The sequence below is a fragment of the Burkholderia sp. RF4-BP95 genome, assembly GCF_001521985.1.
In the GTDB taxonomy this organism is placed as follows: Bacteria; Pseudomonadota; Gammaproteobacteria; order Burkholderiales; family Burkholderiaceae; genus Burkholderia; species Burkholderia diffusa.
Genome location: NZ_LOSX01000018.1, coordinates 584306 through 608762, shown reverse-complemented (window position 1 = coordinate 608762; position 24457 = coordinate 584306). Strand labels below are relative to the sequence as shown.

Below are 24457 nucleotides of genomic sequence, written 5' to 3'. Positions count from 1 at the left end.
GCCCGCAAGTCTGTCCTGAAAGTTTCGTGAAAGTGTGAGGATTTGTACGCGAATGTCGGAGTGTGTCGCGTCGGCCAGGCGCTCAAATCGTCGAAACGTCCGGGCCGGCAGCATTCGGGATGCGTCAGCGGCCGGACGGCCGATGCGCGCGGAGCCCTCGTTTCGGCGCGACACTTCGACGCGGCCGCTCACGGGGTCATCGCATGTCCGGGACACGCCAGGGTCCGATCGCGGTGCGCGGATCATGCTGCGCTTGCGTTTGCGCGCGCCGTCACGATCGCGGCGGATCGTCAGACATCGTTTCATCGGGAAACGCCTATAGGCGCAATTCGGATTTATTGCGGATTATCACTTGCGTTTCACCGCAGTCTATCTAGACTGGTCAAACCAAAACGGTCGAATGTGTCATTTTCTTCAGGAGACGATCCAATGCGCCTCACTATTCGGATTAATGGCAGCGAGTCGGCAACCCGTCACTCCTTCGCGGTGCTCTGGGTCGATACCGACGAGGGGCTGTGGTCACGCGAGGCTCACCAGGGGATCGATCTTCCGAGCTGGGGCAAGGTTCGGGACGTGGAAGGCGCAATGGCCCTCTGCGCGGCCGACAGCGGGAAGGCCGTGTGCCAGTTGAAGGGGCTGTCGTTCAGCGCGACGCAGCGCGAACAAGGTCCCGCGGTGCTCGCCGGCGAGCACCCCGACGGTGCATGGCGTCTGCAAGCGGTCGATCGTTCCACGGCAGAGCCGGAATACCATGAATTTATTTCCGTCGCGCGATAGGTATTTTTGACGGCAATCCTCTGCGGTTTTCGGGTTTATTCCGGTTTCCGCGATATTCATTTCGATATTCATCAATAAGGCGCCTCTCTTCAAGGCGCCTTTTTATTTTTCCAGTCCCTGAATTAATCGGGGCCGGGTTAATCGAACCGCGGCGACGGTAACGATCCGCCCCCTCCATTCCGGCTCCGTTGCGTCAGCACGTCAGGCCGCGCCGCCATTTCGCCCCGCTCCCACCTTTTCCCGACCGTGCCCGGGCGGAAACGCCAATCTTTTACGGGGCCGAAACACACTTTCCCCACATGATGTTTACTCATTTATTACAATCGCATTATTCCGACTGACTCGCCGCCGTCCGGCGGCCCGACCCGGCCCTTGCATGAGCGTGAAAAAGAAGACCCACCCCGCCGATCCATACGCCGCCGCGACCAAGCATCCGATGCTCGCGTCACGCCTGCCGATGTGGCGCTCGAAGCTGGTCGTGATCATGGTGTCCCTCGGTTTCGCCGCGCTGATCGGACGCGCCTTCTGGGTGCAGGTCGCGAACCAGGATTTCTACGTCGGGCAAGGCCAGAAGCGCTACCAGCGCACGATCGAGCTCGACGCGATGCGCGGGCGCATCGTCGACCGCAACGGCGCGATGCTCGCGGTCAGCCTGTCGACCTATGAAATCTGGGCAAATCCGAAACAGGTCGCCGAAATCGACTATCCGCAGATCGCGAAGCTGCTCGACATGCCGCTCGTGGAAGTGAAGCGCCGCCTGCGCAACGACCGGACGTTCGTGCTGCTCAAGCGGCAGATCGACGCCGACACCGCGAGCCGGCTCGACAAGCTCGAGATCGACGGCATCACGCAGATCGCCGACTCGAAGCGTTTCTATCCGGAGGGCGAATCGGCCGCGCACGTGGTCGGCTTCACCAACGTCGAGGACAAGGGCCAGGAAGGCGTCGAGCTCGCGGCGAACGGGCGGCTGTCGGGCACCGCCGGGCAGCGCGAGGTGATCCGCGATCGACTGGGCCGCATCGTGTCCGACACGCGTCCGCTCGTGCCCGCGCAGCACGGCGCGACGATCGAACTGACGATCGACCGACGCATCCAGCAGCTCGCGTTCAGCCAGCTCAAGGCCGCGGTGCTCGAGAACAACGCGGTAGCCGGCAGCGTGGTCGTGCTCGACGCGCAGAACGGGGAAATCCTCGCGCTCGCGAACTACCCGACCTTCGACCCGAACGACCGCGCCCGGCTGACGGGCCAGCAGCTGCGCAACCGCGCGGTGATCGACACGTTCGAGCCGGGTTCGACGATCAAGCCGCTCGTCGTCGCGCTGTCGATCGACGAGCGCAAGGTCACACCGAACACGATCATCAACACGTCGCCCGGCACCTACAAGATCGGCCCGGCCGTGATCCACGACACGTCGAATCACGGCTCGCTGACCGTCTCGCAAGCGCTGCAGAAGTCGAGCAACGTCGCGCTCGCGAAGCTGGCGCTGAACCTGCCCGCCGAAACGATCTGGAACAAGTACCAGGAATACGGGATCGGCCGCGCGCCGGAGCTGACGTTCCCGGGCGTCGCGTCGGGCCGCCTGCGCGGCTACAAGCGCTGGCGGCCGATCGAGCAGGCGACGATGGCTTACGGCTACGGGCTGTCGATGTCGCTGCTGCAGATCGCGCAGACCTACACCGCCTACGCGGGCGACGGCACGCTGCACCCGGTGTCGCTGCTGAAGAACGGCTCCGACCCGCAGACGATCAATGCCCATCGCGGCCACCGCGTGACGTCGCCGCAAACCGCGGCGGCGATCCGCGCGATGCTCGAGTCGGCCGTCGGCGAAGGCGGCACCGGGCGCCGCGCGCGGGTCGACGGCTACCGGATCGGCGGCAAGACGGGCACGGCGCGCAAGCAGGTCGGCGCGACCTATGCGAAGGGCAAGTACCGCGCATTGTTCGCCGGGATGGCGCCGATGAGCAACCCGCGCCTGATCGTCGCGGTGATGATCGACGAGCCGCGCGGCAAGGGCTATTACGGCGGCACGGTGGCCGGCCCGGTGTTCTCGTCGGTCACGAGCGGCTCGCTGCAGTTGCTCGGCGTGCCGCCCGACGCCCCGGTCGAGCCGACGCCGAGTGCGCCGGTCAAGGCCGCGCCGCAGAAGACCGTCGCGGCGCCGAAGGCCGCGGCGCAACCGAAGACGGCGGCCGAGCAGAAGGCATCGGCGCCCGTGAAAACGGCCGGGCAATCCGGCGCGGCCGTACAGGCGAAGGCGGCGGCAGGCTGAAGCCGCCGGGGCGCACTCGGCGCCGCGCGCGGCGAACAGGTCGATCGTTCGCCGTGTCGAATGCCCGGCACGCCCGCTTTCCGCTGGCCGATATGCTCCCTCTATCCGCGCAAATCCGCCGCGCGACCGTCAGTGCGCGTGCGCGGCAGCCACCGGCTTCACCATCCTGCCGAGCACGTGCTCGGTCATTCCGCGCGCGAGTTCGCTCTCGCCCATGAACACGGTGCCGACGCCCTCGCTCGACAGCAACGCGGCCTCGTCGCTGCTGTTCGTGCACAGCACGACCTCCAGCGTCGGATTCAGCGTGCGCGAGATCTCGACGATCTGCCGCACGTCGAATACGTCCGGCAGCGTGACGACCAGCATCCCGGCGCGCGCGATGTGCGCCTGGACGAGCACGATCGGCTCGATCGCATCGCCCGACACGGCGGCGACGCCGTCCGCGCGCAGCTTCTCGACGAGCTCGCGATTCTGCTCGACGACGACATACGCGATTCCGCGCTCGTCCAGCGCATGCGCGATCCGCGTGCCGACCTTGCCGTAGCCGACGATCACGACCTGCCCGGTCAGATGCGTCTGCGGCGTCGACATCGGCAGCGCGGCGAGCGGATCGTCGCGTGCCTCGAGCTTGCGCGCGAACGCCGAATGCTTGCGGATCCACGCGAGCGCCGGATCGATCATCGCGAACAGCAGCGTGTTCATTGCGATCGAGATCAGCGCGACCGCGAGGATCAGGCTCTGCCCTTCGGCCGACAGCAGCCCGAGCGCGCGACCGAGCCCCGCGAGAATGAACGAGAATTCGCCGATCTGCGCAAGGCCCGCGCCGACCGTCAGCGCGGTGTTCAGCGGATAGCGGAACGCGATCACGAGCGCGACCGCCGCGAGCGTCTTGCCGACCAGCACGATCGCCGCGACCTCGATCACGTGCAGCGGCTCGGTGAGCAGCACCGTCGGGTCGAACAGCATCCCGACCGAAATGAAGAACAGCACCGAGAATGCGTCGCGCAGCGGCAGCGTCTCGTCGGCCGCGCGCCGGCTGAACTCCGACTCGCGCATCATCATCCCGGCGAAGAACGCGCCGAGCGCGAATGACACGTCGAACAGCTTCGCCGCGCCGAACGCGATGCCGACCGCCGCGGCAATCATGCACAGCGTGAACAGCTCCCGCGAACCGGTGCGCGCGACGAGCCACAGGATGCGCGGAAACACGCGCTTGCCGACCACGAGCATCAGCGCGATGAACGCGGCCACCTTCAGCATCGTGACGCCGAGCGTGCCCCATACGCTGCCGCCGGCCGCGTGCGCGTCGCCGGGCGGCGTGCCGCCGAGCAGCCCCGCGACGGGCGGCAGCAGCACGAGCACGAGCACCATCACAAGATCCTCGACGACGAGCCAGCCGACCGCGATGCGCCCGTTCACCGTCTCGACGAGCCCGCGCCCCTCGAGCGCCCGCAGCAGCACGACCGTGCTCGCGACCGACAGCGCGAGCCCGAACACGAGCGCCGCGCCGAGGCTCCAGCCCCACGTGAGCGCGAGCCCGCCGCCGAGCAACGTCGCGACGGTGATCTGGACGACGGCCCCCGGCAGCGCGATCCTGCGCACCGCGAGCAGGTCGCCGAGCGAGAAATGCAGGCCGACGCCGAACATCAGCAGCATCACGCCGACTTCCGCGAGCTGCTGCGCGAGCGACAGGTCGCCGACGAAACCGGGTGTGCCGGGGCCGATCACGATCCCGGCGAGCAGATAGCCGACGAGCGGCGGCATTTTCAGCAGTGACGCGAGGTAACCGAAGATCATCGCGAGACCGAAACCGGCCGCGAGCAACGCAATCAGGCTGACGTCATGAGGCATCCTCCCTCCCAAGTTCTTGTAACTATTTAGTAAGGTTCAAGAATGAAAGGATAAGGGATGAGATGGAAAAATGGCGGGCCACCGCGAAAAATTCACGCGATGGCCCGCCATTGCGGGGTACTACCCCGGGTGGTCGGCTCGTGAGGCGGATCGATCGGGCGGGGCCCGGCGCCCCACCGTGCGCGTCAGCGCGACGCCTGCGGGAACCGCGCGCCCGGCGGCGGCTCCGGCCGCGTCGACGGCGTGCTCTTGCGCACCTTCGCGACCTGCGCGGCCGTGATCGCCGCGCCCGTATTACCCCAGCTCGTGCGCACGAAGTTCGACACGTCCGCGACTTCCTGGTCCGACAGGCGCCAGCCGAACGGCGGCATCGTGAAGGTCGACGGCGCCGTGTGCGTGCCCTGCAGCGCGCTGCCTTCCAGCACGACGTGGATGAGCGACGTCGGGTCCTCGCTTTGCACGACCGGGTTGCCCGCAAGCGCCGGGAACACGCGCGTGTAGCCGTGGCCGTCGCTGCGGTGGCACGCCATGCAGTTGTCGCGATAGACGGCGGCGCCCGGCTTGCTCGCATCGCCGGTCTGCAGCGCCTTCGCCGCGGCCGCGTCGTACACGTGCGGCTGCTCGCCCTGCACGCGCGGCGGCAGCGTCTTCAGGTAGCGCGCGATCGCGGTCAGGTCGTCGTCAGTCATGTGCTGCATGCTGTGGCCGACCACGTCCGTCATCCCGCCGAACGCGGCCGTGCGCAGCGTGCGGCCGGTCTTCAGGAACTGCACGATCTCGGTTTCGTTCCACGTGCCGAGCCCGGTGCGCGGCTCGCCGCGCAGGCTCGTCGGCACCCAGCCGTCGATCGCCGCGCCGCCGGCCAGGAAGTCGAGGCCGCCTGCATCGGTCAGCGCGCGCTCCTGCATCGTCGCCGCGCGCGGCGTGTGGCACGCACCGCAATGGCCGAGACCCTGCACGAGATACGCGCCGCGCGCGACCACCGGATCGGTGTACGACGCCGCATCGAACGGCTTCGGCGCCGGCGCGAACATCTTGCGCCAGAACGTCAGCGGCCAGCGCATCGACAGCGGCCACACGATGTCGACCGCGCGGTTCTCGCGTTCGACCGGCGCGACGCCGTGCATGAAGTACGCATACAGCGCCTTCACGTCGTCATCGCTCAGCCGCGCGTAGGACGGATACGGCATCGCCGGATACATCGTGTCGCCGTTCTTGCGGACGCCCTCGCGCACCGCGCGGGTGAAGTCGTCGAGCGTCCAGCCGCCGAGGCCCGTCTTCGGGTCCGGCGTGATGTTGGTCGAATAGATCGCGCCGATCGGCGTGTCGAACTTCAGCCCGCCCGCGAACGGCTTGCCGCCGCTCGCGGTGTGGCACGCGATGCAGTCGCCCGCGCGGGCGAGGTATTCGCCACGCTTGACGAGGTTCGCGTCGGCGGACTGTGCCGCCGGCGCCGCCGGTTGCGCGACGGCCGCGCCGCCCGCGAAACCGAACGCCGCCCATGCCGTGCCGATCGCCAGTGCACGCCGCAGCGGGGAAATTCGGCGCGCGGCGTTGTGATGGTTCACTGTCCTCTTCATGCGGTCACCAGCGGGGCGGGATTTTTCAGGTATTGCTCGCGGATCGCACGTGCCGACCAGTAGGCCAGCGCCGCAATGATCCCGGTCGGGTTGTAGCCGATGCCCTGCGGCAGCGCCGACGCGCCCATCACGAACACGTTGTGCACGTCCCAGCACTGCAGGTAGCGGTTCAGCACGCTCGTCTTCGGATCGGTGCCCATGATCGCGCCGCCGACGAGGTGCGTCGTCTGGTACGCGCGCGAATCGAAGTGCTTGCCGAACTCGCGCGTCGACACGCCGATCGCCTTCGGCCCCATCGCCTCCGCGATCTTCTTCATCTGCCCGGTCACGTACTGCGCCATCTTGATGTCGTTGTCCTTCCAGTCGAAGGTCATCCGCAAGAGCGGCTGGCCGTACGAATCGCGATAGGTCGGATCGAGGTCGAGGTAGACATCGCGGTACGACATGTTCGTGCCGTGCGCGTCCATCGAGATCGTATGCGCGTAGTTGTCCTTCACGGCCTTCTTCCACGCGGCGCCCCATTGCGGCGTACCCGGCGGCGTCGCAATGCCGCTGATCGGCTTCACGCCGGCCTGGTTCACCCACAGCGGCGAACCACCGACAAAGCCGAGCGGGCCATGGTCGAAGTTGTCCGCGTTGAAGTCGTCCACCGCGACGCCGTTGCCGCCCGCGCCGATGAACGGGTTCGTGAAGGTGTCCTTGTCGAAGAACGCCTTGATCGTCGACAGGTTCTGGTACGCGAAATTGCGGCCCACGACACCCTCGCCCGAGATCGGGTCGTACGGCTTGCCGATGCCCGAGAGCAACAGCAGGTGCACGTTGTGATACTGGAACGCCGCGACGATCACGAGATCGGCCGGCTGGTGCACTTCACGGCCTGCCGGGTCGACGTAGGTGACGCCCGTCGCGCGCTTCTTCGTGTCGTCGAGGTCCACGCGCAGCACGTGGCACTTCGAGCGCAACTCGAAGTTCGGCACCTGCTTCAGCGCGGGCAGGATGTTCAGGTTCGGCGACGCCTTCGAGTACATGTAGCACGCATAGCCGCTGCAGTAGCCGCAGAAGTTGCACGGCCCCATCTGCACGCCGTACGGGTTCGTGTATGGACCCGACGTGTTCGCCGACGGCAGCCGGTACGGATGCAGCCCGAGCGACTTCGCCGCATCGAAGAAGCGTTGCGCCGAATACGTGTTGAGCTGCGCGGGCAGCGGGAAGTTGTCGCTGCGGTTCGCCTCGAACACGTTGCCGTCGCCGACCACCTTGCCGCCGACCTTGTATGCCTGCCCCGACGTGCCGAACACCTTCTCGGCGAAGTCGAAATACGGTTCGAGCTCGTCGTAGCTGACGCCCGTGTCCTGGATCGTCATCCCTTCCGGGATGAACTTCTTGCCGTAGCGCTCCTCGTAGTGGCTGCGCAGGCGCAGCTCTTCCGGCGTGATCCGGAAATGCACGCCCGACCAGTGCAGCCCCGCGCCGCCGACGCCCTCGCCCGGCAGGAACGCGGCGAGCTGCCGGTAAGGCAGCGCGGTGTCCTGCACGCCGTGGCGGATCGACACGGTCGTTTTCGACAGGTCGAGGAACAGCTTCTTGCGAACGTTGTAGGTCAGCTCGTCGATCGTGTTCGGATACGCGCCGTCCGGATAGGTGTCGCGATACTCGCCGCGCTCCAGCGCGACGACGTTCAGGCCCGCTTCGGTGAGTTCCTTCGCGAGAATCGCGCCGGTCCAGCCGAAACCGACGATCACCGCATCGACGTGCGGCTTCTTTTCCGCTGCCATCAGGTGCGCTCCCCGTTGATCGAGACCGGGCCGTACGGGTACGGCTTGCCGTTCTGGTTGACGAAATCCATGAAGTCGGCGCGCGCGCCCGGAAAACCGATCATCTTCCACGCGGCCATGTCGTGATTGCCGCCATGCACCGGATCGCAGAAGTAGCCTTCGCGCGTGTTCTGCAGCAACTGGCCGAAGAACACGACGGACGGCACGTCGTCGATCTGCGCGCCGCCTTTTTCCAGTACGCCGAGCACGGTGTCGCGAGTCGGCGCGTCGAGGTCGGCGAACACCTTGCCGTGGGCCTTTTCGCAGTAGCGGTTGACCGCCGCGATGCCGAGCCGGTAGATGTCGCGCGGCACGAGCTTGAGCTGGTAGCCGAGCTCGGGCACGCCCTGCTGGAACGGCCCCTGCATGTACCACGTCGCGCCGTGTGCGTACGGGGTTTCCATCTGGCGGTCGATGAATTCGGGCACGCCGGATTCGAGCGCACCGGGGCCTTCGGCGTCGGCCGGGATCAGGCGGTCGACGGCGGCCTGGACGAACGCCCACTCCTTCGCGTCGAAAAAGGTCGGCTTGTACGGCGCGCGTTCGACACTGGCCGATGCGGTGGACGCATTGCCGGCCGTGGTCGCGGACGACGACGAGCGCAGGTCGCAACCGGCGACCGACGCGATCGGCACGAGCGCGACCGACGTGCGCAGGAAACGGCGACGCGAATTGGGTTTGTCGGGTGGCGTGGACATGGTCGGATGGTGATCGTTGGGGAACGTGGTTCGGGGCGCGCATTCCGCATGCGGCATGCCCGGCACGGCAGCCATGCCGCGCGCGGCTGGCCGTCCTGTTCTTGCGGTGTTGCGAACAACCTCGATGCGGGCGCGCCGCGCGTTGCGCGGTGGCGCCGTCATGCAGCCGTGCAGCGCGCCGGTTGTCGGCGCGCTGCATGGAGTCGACCTCTTCGCGGGTCTGATCTTCGGACAAATACCGGCTTACCGCCCGCATCTGCCCTGCATCGCCATGGCCCTATCCAACTTAGACGCCGCGCTGGCCGGCGGCAAGCGCTTCGTGCACGACCCTCATTCCGGGCCCGGCGACAAACGTCGCGAATTATAGATGGAACCGGTTCCATCTCCAAAGGGTTCGATGCAATTCATTACATCGAAAATCGCAATAATGGGGAAATCGTTTTCTGGTTTGCGCAAGAGCCGTGGTGCGGTCGTGTCGTCGCTCACCCCGCCGGCGCGATGCGCGCGCGGGCTTCGCCCGCTTCTCCCCGGTCTGCGCGTTCCATCTCGACGCCGCGACGAGCGTCAGGGCTCCCGTCGCTGCACACGGCCTGCCGCGCCGGGCGCGACGCTCACCACGGCCACAGCATCGACGCGATCGACCACGAGAGCGCCACGCACAGCGGCGAGTAACACACGCTGTCCATCCGCGCGAAACGCGACCCGCGAACCCGCTTGAAGAAGCCGACGTAGCGGAAATCGCCGACCGCGCGCACCGCGAAGATCAATGCGAGCGCAACGATCGCGAACGCGATCGCGCCGGGATACCGGTTCGGCCACAGCCAGCCCGCGCGCGACGCCACCACGCATGCGCCGGCCAGCAATGCCGTCGCGACGGCGAGCGTGCCGAGCATGGTCGGCCGCAGCAGCGGCACTCCGTCCTGTTCGGGAATGGCCGCGCGCCTGCCGAGCCGTCCGCCGAACGCCCAGTAGACGTGAACGAGTGCGATCGCACAAAGCGTCGGCACGCTGAAATACGCGCCGGTCATCTCGGTAAGGTTCCTTGTCTCATCGTGTCGTCGTGTCGTGATCCGGCCGGACAGGCTCCGGCCGCGCGCGGCCCCGGTTCCGCGCAACACGAGACGATACCCAAACCACGTGCCGCATGCATTGCGACGTCCGGTCGCAATGCGCCATGCCGCGTGCTGCGGTGCAGTGCGCGCGCCGTCTCGCCGGCCGCCGCTTGACTTCCCTCCGGGCACCACTACCCTTTTATTCCAGTACGGCACTCGAACCGTGCATGCGCGACCGTCGCACACGTGCCGTTCGCCGGCACGCTCGATCGGACGATCGCTGCGCACCCGGGCACGACGACAACGACGAATACCCATGGAGACGACTCATGCTGATCGGTGTGCCGAAGGAGATCAAGAACCACGAATACCGCGTCGGCCTCACGCCGGCCGGTGCACGCGAACTCACGCGGCATGGCCACGGCGTGCTCGTGCAGCGCGGCGCGGGCACCGCGATCGGCCTGCTCGACGACGACTACACGGCCGCCGGCGCGGCATTGTGCGACCACGCGCGCGACGTCTTCGCGCGCGCCGACATGATCATCAAGGTCAAGGAGCCGCAGGCGGCCGAGTGCGCGATGCTGCGGCGCGGACAGATTCTTTATACGTATCTGCATCTCGCGCCCGATCCCGAGCAGGCGGCCGCGCTGGTGAAGTCCGGCGCGGTGTGCATCGCGTACGAGACCGTGACGGGCCCCGGCGGCGGGCTGCCGCTGCTCGCGCCGATGAGCGAGGTCGCGGGACGCATGTCGATCCAGGTCGCGGCGACGCACCTCGAAAGCCCGCGCGGCGGCCGCGGCGTGCTGATGGCCGGCGTGCCCGGCGTGCCGGCCGCGCACGTCGTGGTGCTCGGCGCGGGCGTGGTGGGCACCGGTGCGCTGCAGATGGCGGTCGGCCTCGGCGCACGCGTCACCGTGCTCGACACGAACGTGGGCCGGCTGCGCCAGCTCGACCTGGTCTTCGCGAACCGGATCGCGACCGTCTGCTCGAACGCGCACACCATCGACGAAGCCGTGCGCGACGCCGACGTCGTGATCGGCGCGGTGCTCGTGCCGGGCGCGTCGGCGCCGCGGCTCGTCACGCGCGACATGATCGCGACGATGCGCACGGGGGCGGTCGTCGTCGACGTCGCGATCGACCAGGGCGGCTGCTTCGAGACATCGCATGCAACGACCCATGCGCAGCCGACTTTCGTCGTCGACGGCGTCGTGCACTACTGCGTCGCGAACATGCCCGGCGCCGTCGCGCGCACGTCGACGTTCGCGTTGAACAACGCGACGCTCGGCCATGCGCTCGCGCTCGCCGACAAGGGCTGGAAGCGCGCGATGGCAGACGATCCGCATCTGCGCGCGGGCCTGAACGTATGCGACGGCCGCATCACGTACGAGGCCGTCGCGCTGGCGCTCGGCCTGCCGTACGTACCGGCGGAAGACGTGCTGGCCTGACTTCGGCGCGCGCCGTCACGCACCCTTCGGGCGGCCGCGATTCGACGCGCCGCTCGCGCGCATCGTGCGCGCCAGCAGCGGCCGCAGTTGCGCGAGCGTGCGCGTGTTGAGCACGTCCTGCCGCGTGAGCCAACCACGCCGCGCCTGGCCGATACCGTATCCGAGGTTGTCCAGATCGTTCGCGCACAGCGCGTCCGAGCCAATCGCCACGGCGACGCCGGCTTTCGCGGCCTCGCGGCACCAGACGTCCGGCAGATCGAGCCGTCGCGGGTCGCCGTCGAGTTCGACGAAGCAGTGGCGCGCGGCGGCCGCGGCGAGCACGCGCGGCACGTCGAGTTCGCATGCGTCGCGTTCGCCGAGCAGCCGACCGGTCGGATGCGCGAGGATCGTGAAATTCGGTTGATCCATCGCACGCAGGATCCGCGCGGTCTGCGCGTCGCCCGACAGGTCGAAGCCGTCGCGCACCGCGCCAACGACGAGGTCGAGGCGGCCAAGCACGTCGTCGGGCACGTCGAGGCTGCCGTCCGCGCGAATGCCGGCCTCGACGCCCTTCAACAGCACGAAGTCGTCGAATGACGCGTTGAGGCGGTCGATCTCGTCGATCTGCCGCACGAGCCAGTCGCCATCGGCGCGGTGACCTTTCGTATCCGGTGCGCGATCGGTGACGGCCAGATAAGCGAGCCCGCGGGCCCGGGCCGCATCCGCCATTGCGCGCAGGCTGTCGCGCCCGGCCGACGCTGCGGTATGCGCGTGCAGATCGCCATGAACGTGCCTGCGCTCGACCAGCGCCGGCAGCGTGCCCGCGCGCGCCGCGTCGATCTCGCCGCGGTTCTCGCGCAACTCGGGCGGCACCCAGTGAAGACCGATCGCCTCGTAGACGGATGCCTCCGTCGCGCCCGCGATCCGCTCGTCGCCGCGGAATACGCCGTATTCATTGATCTTCAGCCCGCCGGCCTGCGCGATCCTTCGCAGTGCGATGTTGTGCGCCTTCGATCCCGTGAAATAGACGAGCGCCGCGCCGAACGCGTCGGCATCGACGACGCGCAGATCCACCTGCAGCCCGTTGCCGAGCATGATGCTCGAACGCGTCTTGCCGTTCGCGAGCACGCGCGCGACTTCACCGTTGCCGACGAACGCATCGGCCACCGCGGCCGGATCGCGGGCCGTCACGAGGATGTCGAGATCGCCGACCGTCTCGCGGCTGCGGCGAAAGCTGCCGGCCGGCACCGCTTCGCCGACGCCGGCCACCTTGCGCAGACGCTCGAGCAACGGCATCAGCGATTGCGCGGCATCCGGCAGCAGGAAGCGTTGCGGCTCGCGCTTCAGGCGATCGTCGATCGCGTCGAGCAGATGGGCTTCGGTCCTCGCGCCGAAACCCGGCAGCGCACGGATGTGCCCACTCTTCGCTTCGGCGCGCAGCTGTTCGAGCGAGTCGACGTGCAGTGCGTCATGCAGCGCCTTGACGCGTTTCGCGCCGAGCCCCGGCACGTCGAGCAGTTCGACGATCGCGCCCGGCAGCGCATGGCGCAGCGTTTGCTGCAGTTCGCAGGTGCCGGTCGACGCGATCTCGCGCAGCTTCGCCGCGAGATCGGCACCGATCGATGGAATCCGGCCGAGATCGCCGCCGCTCGCGATGATCGCGGGAATGTCGCGCCCGTAGTCGGCAATCGTGCGGGCCGCGTTGCGATAAGCGCGCACCCTGAATGGATTGGCGCCCTGGATCTCGAGCATGTCGGCGATTTCGGCGAAGACGGCCGCACACTCGGCATTGTGGATCGGCATGGTCGGCGTGGCTCCCTTCCACGTGGATGGCGCCGTGCGCCGGCGCGCCGGTGTCTGCCCGCCCGGCACCGCTTGTCGACGACGGCGGGCACCCGTTGGTCATCTCGCACCGATTGCCCGTGTCGTGTCGCGCGCGACATGCGGCTTGCGCGGCGCCTGCGCCGATACCTCAGAGCGATGCGCGCGGTGTCGTCGCGTAGCGGCGCTCGTACAGGGACTGGCAATGCGTGCAACGCTCGGCAGTCGGGCGTGCGAGCAGCCGCTCGTAGCCGACCGGCGCATCGCAGTCGATGCATTCGCCGTAGCTGCCGTCGCGCATGCGCTGCTGCGCGCGCCCGATCGCACGCAACTCGGTCAATTTCATCCCGATCAGCGCGTGATCCATGTCGACGAACAGATCGGCGTTCGCCTCGTCACCCTCGTCCGGCGCCGCGCCGGCGAGCTCCGCGTAGGACTCCGACGCGCGCTGGTCCTCGCTCGTGCGGATATCCGCCCGCAACGCCTGCTCGCTCTCGGTCAGTCGCTGCTGCAGCGTCCGCCGTTGTTCTTGATCGAGCGCCATCGCCGTCTCTCCTTTTTCGGGTTCCGCGCAACGAGCATACGGCGCGCGGTTGTCGCGCCGGTGCGCGGCGGACCGGAACGCCCCGGCTCGCCGCGCCCGGATGCACGTCCGGCCGCACGAAGCGCCGGACGCCTTCGACGCAGCATAAACCCAATGCACACGCGTGTGTTGACCGGCGTCAGCGCCCACCTCGTGCGCGCGAAAACGGGGGACCGACGCGATAATCGCGCCCACCCGCATTCGTCTGACGCAGCCGCCGTTGAGGTCGATCAATCCCCTGTAAAAAGTTGCGACATAGATTGAAAACATGCGCGGCGAATCCGCTGCTTCGAGGGAGAACGTCATGTTGTTCGGCGTCGTCATCTGGGTGGCCCTTGCGGCCCTGTTCCCGACGATGGTCGTGCCGACGATCCAGCACGCCATCCAGCCGTCGAGCGCGCAAGCCGCGCCCGACGCCAGCCCCGCCGCCACGCCCGCTGCGTTGCCGGCGGCCGCTCAGCCGCCGTCGGACGGTTGACGCGCGGTTTCAGGTGCGCCGTCGCGGGGCGCATCCCATCGACGACGAAAACGCCGCACAGAATACTTCGCAATCCTCTTCGTCAGAATGCATTGCGTCCGACGAAGCCACGCACGACCGTCATCAGGATGATCTTCATGTCGAACCAGAAGCTCCAGTTCTGCATGTAGAACAGATCGAACTTCACGCGTGTGGCCATCGCCTCGACCTTGCGCGTCTCGCCGCGATAGCCGTTCACCTGCGCCCATCCCGTGATCCCGGGCCGTACGCGATAGCGATACATGTAGCAGTCGACCAGTTGCCGGTAGAAGTCGTCGTGTTCGATCGCATGCGGACGCGGACCCACCACCGACATCTGGCCGAACAACACGTTGAAGAACTGCGGCAGCTCGTCGAGCGACGTGCGCCGCAGAAACGCGCCGACGGGCGTGATGCGCGCATCGTTGCGCGAGGCCTGCCGCACGACACCGGGCTGTGCGCGATGCACGCGCATCGTCCTGAACTTGAGGATGTGAAACTCGCGGCCGTCGGCACCCTTGCGGCGCTGTCTGAACAAGACGGGCCCCGGCGACGACAGCTTCACCGCGATCGCCAGCACCGCAAGCAGCGGCAGCAGCGGGATCAGCACGGCGACCGCGAACAGCCGGTCGAACGCGAACTTCGCCCACAGTTCCGGCGCGGAACGCGGCGTGGTCGCGAGGTTGATTGCCGGCATGCCGAGCACATCGGTCGCGGATCGCTCGACGACCGCCATCTGCCGCACGTCCGGCAACAGTCTCAACTCGACGAACTCGTCGCGCAGTTCGCGCACGATGCGCTGAATACGCGACTCGTGCGACATCGGCAGCGTGAGCCACACTTCGTCGATCTCGCCGCCGCGGATCATGCGCCGAAGCGCGACCCAGTCGCCGATCACCGGCACGCCGCCGATCCCGGCGGTGGCTGCCGCGGCCGGCGCGTCGTCGTCGAACACGCACGCCGCCGCGAATGGGCCGGTCGGCTCGAGCTGCATGCGCTCGATCGCCACCCGTCCGTAAGCGGTCGCGCCGACGATCGCGACCCGCCGCTGCCGCGTGCGCGAATCGCCGCGCTTCATCGCCAGCGCGCACAGTGCCAGCCTGCCGAGCAGCAGTGCCGCGTCGCCGGACAGCGCCGTCCGCGCAATCCAGCGCGTCGTGACCGTGCCGCCGCGGTTCATGATCCACATCGTGCCGGCCACCGTCAGCGTGCCCGCGCACACGACAGCCACCACCGTGCGCGTCAGCACGGTTCCGCTGTCATGCGACGACGACGCCCCGCGCGACACACGCACACTGCGCGGCAACAACGCGACCGTCAGCGCGCACAGCAATGCAATCGCGCCGCGCTGCGCATCCGACAGATCGCGCCACGCGAGCCCCGTCGCAACCTGCGCGGCGAGCGCGCCTGCCAGCACGAGCGCGACATCGGCCGCGGCGATCGCGGCGCGCCGCATCGTATTCGTTCCACCCGCCGTCGCGTGCATCGTCACGCACCATGCACCGGAAATCCGCCGTGCACGTCGTGCATGCGCGGTCGCACCGGCATCGATCGCGCGCCGTTCCGCGTGCCGAGCAGCCGGCGAAAGTCCGCACGAATCAGCTCGTAGCATTCGCACGCCTGGCGCTCGAGGCCGTCGCGGTCGAGCACCGTGATGCGGCCGCGACGCTGACGGATCAGCCCGGCTTCCTGCAGGTGGCCGGCTGCTTCCGTCACGCCTTCGCGGCGCACGCCGAGCATGTTCGCGATCGTCTGCTGCGTGACGGCCAGTTCGTCGCCGTCGATCCGGTCATGCGCGAGCAGCAGCCAGCGGCTCAACTGCTCGCTGACCGAGTGATGCCGGTTGCACAACGCGCTGCGCGAGATCTGCGCCATCGTCGCCTGGCAGTAATTCAGCAGCAGCCGATACGTCGCCGGGGAACGTTCGAATTCCGAGCGCATCACGCAGGTCGGCACGCGATAGGCCATGCCGCCGATACGGACTTCGACGCGGTTCGATATCGCGGTACCGCCGACGAGCGTCGCCAGACCGACCACGCCTTCGCGGCCGACCACGGCGACCTCGACCATCGCACCGTCCTCCATCAGGTGCTGCACCGACATCATGGCGGTCGTCGGGAAATGCAGGTGGCGCATCGGTTCCCCGACACGGTCGAGCATGCCTGCCTTGATCCTGACCAGTTCGAGGTGCGGAGCGATGGCGCGGATGCTGTCCTCCGGGAGGGCATCGAGGATGGCGTTCGCCGAGTAGCTCGAGTGAAGATGAAGCATGTCTGTATCCCATTTTGTCGTCCGCGCCGCATGCAGCCGCGTCAGCGGAACTCGTTATCGCGATGCGCGTCCCGACGGCGACTCGGGTTGCGGCCCACAACCCTCCTTCCAATCGACCGTCGGCTTCGCGCCGCCGGATCGAATCGGCAGTCCCGTTTCGATGCGCCCATCTCAATAAGCGATTTACGTGCCAATACCCGCTTCATCCTTAATATATAAATGACCCGCGATTTTGCACCCCCGAATTGCCGACTGAAAACCGCAAAAAGCGTCTCATTTTCGGACACCCTCTGCCGCAGCGGACACAGCCGGCGATTCGACTGATCAATGACCACCGAGTATGCGGCGGCTCCGGCAGCGGGGCCGCGAAGCTTATCGTTCAACTACTTACGGCCCGTTTTCAATTGTTTCCGTGACGTCCCGCGCGACACCCGAGTGGCGCCCGACACCTCGAATGATCGTTTGAAACTGTCTCAAATATGAATCGTTATATTAATTTACGACTCTGTAAGCAAACGCACACAACCACCGCAACCCCATGATTCAATTGATAAATTCATGACTAAAATCTCAATTGTCAAATAATGTTCAATGCATTCTTAATGTTTTACCTGTACGATATGCATCGCTTCCCGATTGATTCCAGATCGTCATCGAATTCCCGACTTAACCATCTATCCATATCAACTCGATTAACTCGTGAAAACATGATCTTCAAATCCATATAACGTTTTCGTTTATTCCGAATCGTCAAACTTTGTGAAGTTACGCAGTGCGCAATTTATCGAATTCAATTGCGTGCTAGCCTTTTCCCGCCATCGGCATTCGAATTCCGACGAACTCAAATCCGCACGCGCGTGCTAAATCCCCATGGATGCCGCCGCGCGACGTGCGACCGCCCCCTACGAGGATGCGCCGTGACCCACCAGGCCAATGACGCCGTCGCCCACGCGAGCGGCATGATCGAGCTCTCCCACAGCTTCGACGCCAACCGGTTCCTCGCGGCCCTCGACCGCGAGGAACGCGCCACGCTGATCGCCAATCTTCAGCTCGTTCACCTGAAATCGGGCCAGGTGCTGTGCGAACCCGGCGAAATGCTCACCGCGGTTTACCTGCCCGTCACGACGGCGATTTCGTTGCAGTACGTATCGTCCGGCGGCATGACGCTGGAAGTGGCCGAGATCGGCAGCGAGAGCGTCGTGTGCGACGACGTGATCGGCGGCAGCGGCCGGATGCCCTGCCGTGCCGTCGCATGCCGCGACGGCTTTGTCTACCGGCTGGACCGACGCATCTTCGCCGCCGCGTTCGATGCATCGCCGGTGATTCGCCATCTGGTGTTTGTCTGCGTGCGACTGCTGATGGCCCAGGTATCGCAGATCACGTTCTGCAGCCGCCATCATGTGCTCAAACATCAGTTATGCAGATGGTTCCTGCTTGCCTACGACCGGTCGCGCAGCATCGAGATCCAGGTGACTCACAGCATGCTCGCGCAGATGCTCGGTGTGCGGCGCGAGACGGTCACGGACGCAGCCGGCGAGATCCAGAAACTCGGCCTGATCCGCCAGTACCGGAGCTCGATCGAGCTTGCCGACCTTGCGGGCCTCGAGAAAATGTCGTGCGGCTGCCGCGCGATCGTGCGCGACGAGATGAAGCGCATCCTGTCGGCCGACTCGAGCGTGGCCGCTGCGGCACGCGCGTGATGCGCACGGCGTTTCGGCGCACGCGTGCGATCCGAGTCAGCCGATTGTAGGGTGGCGAACAGAACACCGTGCTTGCGAATGGTCTACTGATGCCGGACTGCCGGGGGGATGTCAGCGCGCTGCGCGCGTCCGCCCGTGCGGACGACACCACACACGCCGGAGCAGCACGTGAAAAACGAAATCAGAACCATCCTCAAGCACGTCGCCCACCTCGAAGCCGCGATCGATTCGATCGGTGACGGGGACGACCTCTACGAAGCGGGCCTCTCCTCGCTCGACACGATCCAGTTGATGCTCGCAATCGAGAAGCAATTCAACATCGAGATTCCCGACGAGATGCTGAACCGCAATCTGTTCCGCAGCATCGACGCGCTCGCGGATACGATCGCGACCCTGCAACGCTCCGAGCATTCCGCATGAGCGCGCTGCTTCCCGAACTCGCGGCCGACGACGAAGCACGCCGGCTCGACGAGGCCGCGCATGCCGTCGCGCATATCGCCGCCCAGCATGCGGATGCGGTCGATCGCGATGCGCGCTGCCCCGTCGAAGCGATCGAGGCCATGCGCGCGCGCCGCCTGCTGAGCGCAATGGTCCCGACCCGGCTCGGCGGTGCCGGCGCGTCGCTGGCCGACATCGCATCGGCATGCTCGATCCTCGGGCAAGCGTGCGCATCGTCGGCGATGGTGTTCGCGATGCACCAGATCCAGGTCGCGTGCATCGTCAATCACGCTGCCGACCAGGGCTGGCACAAGCTGTTCCTGCAGCAGCTCGTGCGCCATCAGTGGCTGCTCGCGTCGGCGACATCCGAAGACGGCGTCGGCGGCAACCTGCGCGCGAGCCAGTGCGCGCTCGAAGCCAACGGCGGCGCATTCCGGCTGCACAAATCCGCACCGACGATCTCGTACGGCGACTATGCCGACGGCATCCTCGCGACCGCGCGGCGCGACGCCGACGCGCCGGCGTCCGAGCAGGTGCTCGTCACGCTGCTGCGCGACGGCTACACGCTCACGCGCCGCGGCGAATGGGACACGCTCGGCATGCGCGGAACGTGCAGCAACGGCTTCGTGCTCGACGCACAGGGCGCGACCGAACAATGCCTGCCCGTGCCGTTCGCGCAGATCGCCGAGCAGACGATGGTGCCGGTTTCGCACATCCTGTGGGCGGCGGTGTGGATCGGCGTGGCCGGCGATGCGTTCCATCGCGCGCATCAGTTCTTCCGCGCGCAGGCACGCCAGACCGACGGCGCGCCGTCGCCCGCGTCGCGGCGAATCGCCGAATCGCTTGCGCTGATGCAGGCGATGCAGGCCCGCGTCGACAACGTACTGCGCCTCTATGCCAGCGCGTCGCCCCGCTCGTGGTCGGCCGGCATGGCCTGGGCCGCCGAGATCAACACGCTGAAAACCTATGTGTCGTCGACCGCGCTCGAAGTCGCACAGCAGGCGATGATGATCTGCGGGATGGCCGGCTACAAGCACGGCACGCCGTTCAGCATCGGCCGCCACCTGCGCGACCTGCACGCGGCGCCGCTGATGATCAGCAACGACCGCATTGCCGCCAATACCGCGAGCCTGCTGCTCGCATTGCGTCCCACGACGCTGGAGAAACATTCGTGAACGACCGCCTGTCCGTGCCCTCTGCCGCCACCCCGTCCGACGCACCGCTCGACCGCGCGGGCGTCAATCCGCTGCGCGACGCGCTGATCGATGCGGGCCTGCTCGTGTCCACCGGCATCCAGGGCCTGTTCGGCCGCAGCGAACGGTTCGAGCGCGTCGTCGAAGCGCTCGACGCCTTCGTCACGCGCCTCGGCGCCGACCAGCAGGCCGAAGTGCTGCGCTTCCCGCCGGCGATGAGCCGCACCGAGTTCGAGCGCAGCGAATACATGAAGAGCTTCCCGCAGCTCGCGGGCAGCGTGCATGCGTTCTGCGGCGACGAGCAGCGCCACCAGCGCGTGCTGCAGTGCCTCGACCGCGGCGAGGACTGGACCGAAAGCCAGAAGCCAACTTACGTCGTGCTGACGCCGGCCGCCTGCTACCCGGTCTATCCGGTCGTCGCGCGCGCGGGTGCGCTGCCCGACGACGGCCGCATCGTCGACGTGTTCTCGTATTGCTTCCGCCACGAGCCATCGCTCGACCCGACCCGCATGCAGCTGTTCCGGATGCGTGAATACGTGCGGATCGGCACGCCCGAGCAGATCGTCGCGTTCCGCGCGACGTGGATGGAGCGCGGCACGCGGATGATCGAGGCGCTGCGCCTGCCGAACGCGATCGATCTCGCGAACGATCCGTTCTTCGGGCGCGGCGGCAAGATCGTCGCGAACAGCCAGCGCGAGCAGAACCTGAAGTTCGAGCTTCTGATCCCCATCGAGCACGACGATCGCCAGACCGCGTGCCTGAGCTTCAACTACCACATGGATCACTTCGGATTGCTGTGGGACATCCGCACCGCGACGGGCGACGTCGCGCACACGGGCTGTGTCGGCTTCGGCCTCGAGCGGCTGACGCTCGCGCTGTTCCGTCATCACGGTTTCGACATCGACGCATGGCCGGCCGACGTTCGCGACGTGCTGTGGGGTACGCGATGAAATTCGTGTCCCGCGACGGCGAGGACGCGTCGTTCGAGGACGTGCGCCACCGCGCACGCCACTACCGGCCGCACCCGCTGCACAGTCAGGAGATGGTCTGGAAGCAGACCAACTGCTACGTCGACATGTGGCTCGAGGTGCTCCGCTGGTGGGGTCTCAATCCGTACGCGGCACTGCCGTTTACGATCGCGCTCGATTTCGAGGGCGACCAGTTCACGTTCTTCAAGTTTCCGCACGACGAACTGGAGCGGCTTTACGGAATCGTCGTGCAGGAGCATTCGATCTACGAGCCGCTCGACCAGCACGTCGAGACGCAGGTCGCACGCGGTCACCTGATGATCGTCGAGGTCGACGCGTGGTTCCTGCCGGACACGCGCGGCAGCAGCTACCGCGCGCAGCATACGAAGACGACGATCGGCATCGACTCGATCGATCGCACGCACCGCCAGATCGGCTACTTCCACAACAGCGGCTATTACGTGGCCGAGGATGTGGACTACGACGGCCTCGTCGGCGGCGGTTCGCCGATGCCGCTGCCGCCGTACGTCGAGTGCGCGAAGCGGCGTTTCGCGCCGCTCGACGAGCGCGCGCTGTGCGAAGCCTCGCTCGCGGCGCTGCAGCGCCATCTGCGCCGCCTGCCGGTCGTCAATCCGGTCGCGGCGTTCCGGCGCCAGTTGCAGATCGATGCGAAATCGCTCGCCGATTCGCCGCTCGAACGGTTCCATGCGTACTCGTTCAATTCGGTGCGGCAACTCGGTGCGAACTTCGAACTGTTCGGCCATTACGCGCGCTGGCTGCAGGCAAGCGGCTGCGTCGGACCGTTCGCCGAGATTCGCACCGCCTGCGACCGCATCGCGTCCGAGGCGATGGTGCTGGAGTTCCGGCTGGCGCGGGCCTGCGCGCGCGGCAAGGAAGAGCGCGGCGACGCGACGCTCGAAGCGATCGAAGCGGCCTACGCCGACCTGATCGACTGCGCGCGGCAGATCACCCCGCCGCTTCAGCGCGCGGTGCCCGTTCGCGCCGACGCGGCCTCCGTGCCGTCGATGCGGTGAGACGCGCGCCCGCCGCGCTCGCGTGGTCGATGCTCGCCACGGCAGCGGGCGCCACGCGCGGGCCGCGCGATCTTCCCGCCGACGGCTGGATCGCCGCCCCCGTTCCCGGCACGGTCGCGCAAGCGCTCGTGCAGGCCGGACGCCCCGACGATACGGCGTCGCTCGACGAGCGCGACCACTGGTATCGCGTCGAACTGCACGGGCACGGGCCGCGCGTGCTGCGCTTTCACGGCCTCGCGACACTCGCCGAAGCCTGGCTCGACGATACGCCGATCCTGCGCTCCGACAGCATGTTCGTCGCGCACGACGTGCCCGTGTCGCTCGATGCCACACACCGCCTGACCGTCTGCTTCCGCGCCCTCGCGCCGCACCTGCGCGACGTGCGCGCACCGCGCCGTGCACGCTGGCGCACGCGACTGGCCGAACCGGCGACGCTGCGCACCGTTCGCACGTCGCTGCTCGGGCACATGCCCGGCTGGTTTCCGCGCTGCGTGCCGACCGGACCGTGGCGGCCCGTCGAAGTGCTCGATCCGGCCGACGGGCCCGTTCTCGTTCATTGCGACCTGCATGCGCGCATCGATGGCGACACCGGCTGGCTCGACGCGGAACTCGCGTTTGCCGGGCCGCTACCCGATGCGTTCACGGCCCGGCTGTCGTGCGGCGAGCACCACGCGACGCTCGAGCGCAGCGGCGCCGACCGGCTGCACGCGACCGTCGCGGTGCCGAACGTGCGCCGCTGGTGGCCGCACACGCACGGCGAACCGGTGCTCTATGAAGTCGCATTGCACATCGGCGCCGATCGACGACCGCTCGGCGCAACGGGTTTTCGCACGATCGAGCAGGACGCGGGCGACGACGGCAAGGGTTTCGGCCTGCGCGTGAACGGCGTGCGCGTGTTCGCGCGCGGCGCCTGCTGGAGCAGCGCCGCACCGCTCGCGCTGCACGCCGACGACGCAACCTATGGCCGGCTGCTCGGACTCGCGCGCGACGCCGGCTTCAACATGATTCGCGTCGGCGGCACGATGGCGTACGAGGCCGACGCATTCCACGCGTGGTGCGACCGGCTCGGACTGCTGGTCTGGCAGGACTTCATGTTCGCGAATTTCGATTACGCGCTCGACGATCGCGCGTTCGCGGACGCCGTCGATCGCGAAGCCGAACAGTTCCTCACGCGCCACCGCGCATCGCCATCGCTCGCGGTTCTGTGCGGCGGCAGCGAGATCGCGCAGCAGGCCGCGATGTCTGGGCTCGGGCCGAAGCAGCGCTTCCTCGAACTGACCGCCGAGCGCCTCGCCGGCCATGCGGCGGCGCGACGGCCCGACACGCTTTACGTCCCCGACTCGCCCGACGGCGGCGTGCTGCCGTTCATGCCGCGCGAACGCGTGTCGCACTATTACGGCGTCGGCGCGTACCTTCGCCCGCTCGACGACGCGCGTCGCGCCGACGTGCGCTTCGCAAGCGAATGCCTCGCGTTCGCGAACGTGCCGTGCGATGCGATGCTCGCAAGCCTCGGCTGGCCGGGCGTCCATGAGCCGCGCTGGAAAGCGGCCGTGCCGCGCGATCCCGGCACGTCGTGGGATTTCGACGATATTCGCGATCACTATCTGCAGACGTTGTACGACGTGGCACCCGACCGCCTGCGGCGCGAGGATCCGTCGCGTTACTTCGAGCTCTCGCGCGCGGTGATCGCGGACCTGATGCGCGACACGTTCTCGGAATGGCGGCGCACCGGCTCACGCTGCGCGGGTGCGCTCGTCTGGCAGTTCCAGGACGTGATGGCGGGCGCCGGATGGGGCTTGCTCGATGCGACGCAGCGGCCGAAATCGGCATGGTATGCGCTGCGCCAGGTACTTCAACCGGTGCAGGTCCTGCTCGTCGACGAAGGGTTGAACGGGCTCGACGTGCATGTGATCAACGAACGGCCGGCGCCGCTGTCGGCAGCCGTCGAGCTGGTCGCGCTGCGCGACGGCCGTACGCCGGTCGCGCGGGCCGGCGGGGCCCTCCGGATCGCCGCGCACGACGCTGTGCGGCTCGAGTCGGCCGAATTGCTCGGCCGCTTTTTCGACTGGACCTATGCGTATCGCTTCGGCCCGTGCGAGCACGATACCGTCGTCGCGACGCTGCGCGCCGAGGACGGCACGCTGCTGTCGCAGGCTTTCTACTTTCCGTCCCGCACGCATCCGGCCGTGTTCGCCCGCCGCGAACCCGGCATCGAGGCATGCGTGTCGCGCACCGGCGACACTTGGCACGTCGACATCGATACGCGCCACGTCGCGCGTCATGTGCAGATCGACGCACCGGGCTTCGTGCCGCGCGACGACTGGTTCGATCTCGCGCCCGGCACGCCGGCACGCGTCGCGCTCGTGCCGCTGGATAACGCCGGCGACCATCCGGCCGCCGGCGCGCCACCGACTGTCGAGATCCGAGCGGTCAACGCCGCGCGAACCGTGCGCGCCGCGTTGGCCGGCTGACGCGGGCGGGACCGCTC

The 24457-nt window shown here is 67.4% G+C and carries 20 protein-coding genes; 11 read left to right on the top strand and 9 right to left on the bottom strand.

Annotated elements, in window-relative coordinates; translation table 11 throughout:
• Window positions 1-429 precede the first annotated feature (429 nt).
• On the top strand, window positions 430-777 hold the full coding sequence (locus tag WS46_RS07370; RefSeq protein WP_059525188.1) for a DUF3564 family protein: 348 nt from the start codon (window positions 430-432) through the stop codon (window positions 775-777).
• Window positions 778-1153: 376 nt separating this feature from the next.
• The gene (locus tag WS46_RS07365; protein ID WP_059689961.1) at window positions 1154-3046 is read left to right on the top strand and encodes a penicillin-binding protein 2; all 1893 of its coding nucleotides are present in this window, start codon (window positions 1154-1156) and stop codon (window positions 3044-3046) included.
• Window positions 3047-3175: 129 nt separating this feature from the next.
• On the opposite strand, the gene WS46_RS07360 is transcribed toward WS46_RS07365, so the two are convergent.
• The 4 genes from WS46_RS07360 to WS46_RS07345 all read right to left on the bottom strand — a co-directional run bounded on the left by WS46_RS07360 (window position 3176) and on the right by WS46_RS07345 (window position 8989).
• On the bottom strand, window positions 3176-4897 hold the full coding sequence (locus tag WS46_RS07360) for a cation:proton antiporter (RefSeq protein ID WP_059689960.1): 1722 nt from the start codon (window positions 4895-4897) through the stop codon (window positions 3176-3178).
• A gap of 185 nt (window positions 4898-5082) precedes the next feature.
• Window positions 5083-6477, bottom strand: coding sequence for a cytochrome c (locus WS46_RS07355; protein WP_059689959.1), 1395 nt, complete (start codon window positions 6475-6477; stop codon window positions 5083-5085).
• Window positions 6474-8252, bottom strand: coding sequence for a GMC family oxidoreductase (locus WS46_RS07350; RefSeq protein WP_059525180.1), 1779 nt, complete (start codon window positions 8250-8252; stop codon window positions 6474-6476). The genes WS46_RS07355 and WS46_RS07350 overlap by 4 nt, the downstream gene beginning before the upstream one ends.
• Entirely contained in the window at window positions 8252-8989 is a 738-nt protein-coding gene (locus tag WS46_RS07345) for a gluconate 2-dehydrogenase subunit 3 family protein (RefSeq protein ID WP_059690213.1), read from the bottom strand. The genes WS46_RS07350 and WS46_RS07345 overlap by 1 nt, the downstream gene beginning before the upstream one ends.
• Before the next feature lie 55 nt (window positions 8990-9044).
• Between WS46_RS07345 and WS46_RS07340 the strand changes: the two genes are divergently transcribed.
• The gene (locus tag WS46_RS07340) at window positions 9045-9356 is read left to right on the top strand and encodes a hypothetical protein (protein WP_059689958.1); all 312 of its coding nucleotides are present in this window, start codon (window positions 9045-9047) and stop codon (window positions 9354-9356) included.
• Between the two features lie 244 nt (window positions 9357-9600).
• Here WS46_RS07340 and WS46_RS07335 read toward each other — a convergent pair whose 3' ends face one another.
• Complete coding sequence (locus WS46_RS07335; protein ID WP_059689957.1) at window positions 9601-10017, bottom strand: DUF3995 domain-containing protein; 417 nt, start codon at window positions 10015-10017, stop codon at window positions 9601-9603.
• Window positions 10018-10370: 353 nt separating this feature from the next.
• On the opposite strand from WS46_RS07335, the gene ald reads away from it, so the two are divergent.
• Window positions 10371-11486, top strand: coding sequence for an alanine dehydrogenase (gene ald, locus WS46_RS07330; protein WP_059689956.1), 1116 nt, complete (start codon window positions 10371-10373; stop codon window positions 11484-11486).
• Between the two features lie 15 nt (window positions 11487-11501).
• Here ald and polX read toward each other — a convergent pair whose 3' ends face one another.
• Window positions 11502-13268, bottom strand: a complete 1767-nt coding sequence (polX, locus tag WS46_RS07325; protein ID WP_059689955.1) for a DNA polymerase/3'-5' exonuclease PolX — start codon at window positions 13266-13268, stop codon at window positions 11502-11504.
• A gap of 169 nt (window positions 13269-13437) precedes the next feature.
• Window positions 13438-13830 carry a TraR/DksA C4-type zinc finger protein gene (locus WS46_RS36735; protein WP_059525174.1) on the bottom strand — a complete coding sequence of 131 codons (393 nt, stop codon included), beginning with the start codon at window positions 13828-13830 and terminating at the stop codon, window positions 13438-13440.
• Between the two features lie 343 nt (window positions 13831-14173).
• Between WS46_RS36735 and WS46_RS35960 the strand changes: the two genes are divergently transcribed.
• A complete protein-coding gene (locus WS46_RS35960) occupies window positions 14174-14347 on the top strand; it encodes a hypothetical protein (RefSeq protein ID WP_175907158.1) in 174 nt (57 codons plus the stop codon).
• Between the two features lie 82 nt (window positions 14348-14429).
• Here the strand turns inward: WS46_RS35960 and WS46_RS07310 are convergent, their stop codons facing one another.
• Window positions 14430-15821: an undecaprenyl-phosphate glucose phosphotransferase gene (locus tag WS46_RS07310; RefSeq protein ID WP_059690212.1), complete on the bottom strand. Its 1392-nt coding sequence runs from the start codon at window positions 15819-15821 to the stop codon at window positions 14430-14432.
• A 32-nt stretch (window positions 15822-15853) separates the two neighbouring features.
• Entirely contained in the window at window positions 15854-16636 is a 783-nt protein-coding gene (locus tag WS46_RS07305) for a Crp/Fnr family transcriptional regulator (protein ID WP_059525170.1), read from the bottom strand.
• A 917-nt stretch (window positions 16637-17553) separates the two neighbouring features.
• On the opposite strand from WS46_RS07305, the gene WS46_RS07300 reads away from it, so the two are divergent.
• The 6 genes from WS46_RS07300 (at window position 17554) to WS46_RS07275 (ending at window position 24440) form a co-directional block, all read left to right on the top strand.
• Window positions 17554-18336 carry a Crp/Fnr family transcriptional regulator gene (locus WS46_RS07300; protein WP_179949131.1) on the top strand — a complete coding sequence of 261 codons (783 nt, stop codon included), beginning with the start codon at window positions 17554-17556 and terminating at the stop codon, window positions 18334-18336.
• Window positions 18337-18504: 168 nt separating this feature from the next.
• On the top strand, window positions 18505-18756 hold the full coding sequence (locus WS46_RS07295; RefSeq protein ID WP_047903457.1) for an acyl carrier protein: 252 nt from the start codon (window positions 18505-18507) through the stop codon (window positions 18754-18756).
• Window positions 18753-19949 carry an acyl-CoA dehydrogenase family protein gene (locus WS46_RS07290; protein WP_059689954.1) on the top strand — a complete coding sequence of 399 codons (1197 nt, stop codon included), beginning with the start codon at window positions 18753-18755 and terminating at the stop codon, window positions 19947-19949. Before WS46_RS07295 ends, WS46_RS07290 begins: the two co-directional genes overlap by 4 nt.
• The gene (locus tag WS46_RS07285; RefSeq protein WP_059525165.1) at window positions 19946-20917 is read left to right on the top strand and encodes an amino acid--[acyl-carrier-protein] ligase; all 972 of its coding nucleotides are present in this window, start codon (window positions 19946-19948) and stop codon (window positions 20915-20917) included. Before WS46_RS07290 ends, WS46_RS07285 begins: the two co-directional genes overlap by 4 nt.
• The gene (locus WS46_RS07280) at window positions 20914-21969 is read left to right on the top strand and encodes a DUF1839 family protein (protein WP_059690211.1); all 1056 of its coding nucleotides are present in this window, start codon (window positions 20914-20916) and stop codon (window positions 21967-21969) included. Before WS46_RS07285 ends, WS46_RS07280 begins: the two co-directional genes overlap by 4 nt.
• Window positions 21966-24440 (top strand): hypothetical protein, encoded by a 2475-nt coding sequence (locus tag WS46_RS07275; protein WP_059689953.1) that lies wholly within the window; start codon window positions 21966-21968, stop codon window positions 24438-24440. The genes WS46_RS07280 and WS46_RS07275 overlap by 4 nt, the downstream gene beginning before the upstream one ends.
• Window positions 24441-24457 lie beyond the last annotated feature (17 nt).

What these genes read in the sequence shown, in the direction of transcription:
- WS46_RS07370 (WP_059525188.1), top strand. Translation starts at nt 430, where the DNA reads ATGCGCCTCACTATTCGGATTAATGGCAGCGAGTCGGCAACCCGTCAC.
- WS46_RS07365 (WP_059689961.1), top strand. Translation starts at nt 1,154, where the DNA reads ATGAGCGTGAAAAAGAAGACCCACCCCGCCGATCCATACGCCGCCGCG.
- WS46_RS07360 (WP_059689960.1), bottom strand. Translation starts at nt 4,897, where the DNA reads ATGCCTCATGACGTCAGCCTGATTGCGTTGCTCGCGGCCGGTTTCGGT.
- WS46_RS07355 (WP_059689959.1), bottom strand. Translation starts at nt 6,477, where the DNA reads ATGAAGAGGACAGTGAACCATCACAACGCCGCGCGCCGAATTTCCCCG.
- WS46_RS07350 (WP_059525180.1), bottom strand. Translation starts at nt 8,252, where the DNA reads ATGGCAGCGGAAAAGAAGCCGCACGTCGATGCGGTGATCGTCGGTTTC.
- WS46_RS07345 (WP_059690213.1), bottom strand. Translation starts at nt 8,989, where the DNA reads ATGTCCACGCCACCCGACAAACCCAATTCGCGTCGCCGTTTCCTGCGC.
- WS46_RS07340 (WP_059689958.1), top strand. Translation starts at nt 9,045, where the DNA reads ATGCCCGGCACGGCAGCCATGCCGCGCGCGGCTGGCCGTCCTGTTCTT.
- WS46_RS07335 (WP_059689957.1), bottom strand. Translation starts at nt 10,017, where the DNA reads ATGACCGGCGCGTATTTCAGCGTGCCGACGCTTTGTGCGATCGCACTC.
- ald (WP_059689956.1), top strand. Translation starts at nt 10,371, where the DNA reads ATGCTGATCGGTGTGCCGAAGGAGATCAAGAACCACGAATACCGCGTC.
- polX (WP_059689955.1), bottom strand. Translation starts at nt 13,268, where the DNA reads ATGCCGATCCACAATGCCGAGTGTGCGGCCGTCTTCGCCGAAATCGCC.
- WS46_RS36735 (WP_059525174.1), bottom strand. Translation starts at nt 13,830, where the DNA reads ATGGCGCTCGATCAAGAACAACGGCGGACGCTGCAGCAGCGACTGACC.
- WS46_RS35960 (WP_175907158.1), top strand. Translation starts at nt 14,174, where the DNA reads ATGTTGTTCGGCGTCGTCATCTGGGTGGCCCTTGCGGCCCTGTTCCCG.
- WS46_RS07310 (WP_059690212.1), bottom strand. Translation starts at nt 15,821, where the DNA reads ATGCGGCGCGCCGCGATCGCCGCGGCCGATGTCGCGCTCGTGCTGGCA.
- WS46_RS07305 (WP_059525170.1), bottom strand. Translation starts at nt 16,636, where the DNA reads ATGCTTCATCTTCACTCGAGCTACTCGGCGAACGCCATCCTCGATGCC.
- WS46_RS07290 (WP_059689954.1), top strand. Translation starts at nt 18,753, where the DNA reads ATGAGCGCGCTGCTTCCCGAACTCGCGGCCGACGACGAAGCACGCCGG.
- WS46_RS07280 (WP_059690211.1), top strand. Translation starts at nt 20,914, where the DNA reads ATGAAATTCGTGTCCCGCGACGGCGAGGACGCGTCGTTCGAGGACGTG.